The sequence below is a fragment of the Microbacterium sp. Kw_RZR3 genome (assembly GCF_029222405.1).
Lineage (GTDB): Bacteria > Actinomycetota > Actinomycetes > Actinomycetales > Microbacteriaceae > Microbacterium.
In genome coordinates, this window is sequence record NZ_JARHXC010000014.1 from 1 (window position 1) to 1,282 (window position 1,282).

General features: G+C 69.9%; 2 protein-coding genes. Both read right to left on the reverse strand.

Annotated elements, in window-relative coordinates; all coding sequences use genetic code 11:
• Positions 1-32: 32 nt before the first annotated feature.
• Positions 33-701: a hypothetical protein gene (locus tag P2P98_RS00410; protein WP_275796113.1), complete on the reverse strand. Its 669-nt coding sequence runs from the start codon at positions 699-701 to the stop codon at positions 33-35.
• A 46-nt stretch (positions 702-747) separates the two neighbouring features.
• Positions 748-1,257 carry an amino-acid N-acetyltransferase gene (locus P2P98_RS00415; protein ID WP_275796115.1) on the reverse strand — a complete coding sequence of 170 codons (510 nt, stop codon included), beginning with the start codon at positions 1,255-1,257 and terminating at the stop codon, positions 748-750.
• Positions 1,258-1,282 lie beyond the last annotated feature (25 nt).

Here is a 1,282-nt window from a genome sequence, read left to right on the forward strand (position 1 = left end):
ACCGCGCCCCGAACCGCCCCGCGCGGGGGACGTCACTGCAGAATGAACGACGCCGTCCCGGCGGAAGGGATGCCGCCGATCGACACGCTCAGGTGGTACGTCGCTCCGCCGCCGGGCGCGAACGGACGCTCACTCTCGCACGAGCTGACCGAAGAGCGGGTGCGATCCCAGGTGAGGGGCGCGGAGCTCGTGACGGTCTGCCCGGCGGCGAGGGTGACCTCCATGTCGCTCGGCTCCGACTGGCAGTCGGTGGAACGCCACCAGACGTCGGAACCGCTGGTCACGGTGAACGACTGGGCGCTCGTGCCTACGTTCATCGTGCAGGGGTTCGCGCTGGAGTTCGTCAGCCGGATGGACAGCTGCGGGTTCTCACCCTGACCGTATTCGCTCTTGTCGGAGAGCGCCTCGACCTTGATGTCGGCGGGCGCGCACTCCGCGGGTCCATCCGATGCATTCGCGGTGGGCGTCGGGTCGGGGGTCGCCGCCGGGGTGGTCGGATCGGCCGCGGGGGTCGGCGAGGCAGCGGGAGCGGAGGCGACGGGGGCGGGAGCGCTGTCGGAGGCGGGAGCGGAGCGCCAGGGCGGGGCCGCGACGAGCCACACGACGAGGCCGATCACGATCAACGCGAGGAGCGCGGCGGCGAGACGGCGACGACGGTAGACCGCCGGGGACTGCCGCCGCCTGCGGGGGGCATCGGTCATCGTTCCAGCGTATTCGGCCTCGCTGTGCGCTCAGCCCACGGCACGCTCAGAGGTGCTTGAGCATGCGGGTGTTGCCCAGTGTGTTGGGCTTCACGTGCGCGAGGTCGAGGAACTCGGCGACGCCCTCGTCGGGACTGCGCACGAGCTGCGAGTACACGTCGGGATCGACGACCTGCTCTCCGATCGGCGAGAAACCGCGGCGCGTGAAGAAGTCGACCTCGAACGTGAGGCAGAACAGCCGGCTCACGCCGAGCTCGCGCGCGCGCTGCTCCAGCTCTTCGACGATCGCCCGGCCCACGCCGTGGTGCAGCCACTCGTCGTGCACGATGAGGGTGCGGATCTCACCCAGGTCTTCCCACATCACGTGCAAAGCACCGCACCCGATGACCACGCCATCGGCCTCGGCGACGACGAACTGCTGTACCGAGCCGTAGAGCACCACGAGGTCTTTGCCGAGCAGGATGCGCTTCTGCACGAACGGCTCGAGGAGTTCGTGGATGCGGCGGACGTCGGCGGTTCCGGCGGGGCGGACGACGAACGGCGCGGATGAGGTCATCCATCCAGCGTACGCCGCAACGCAG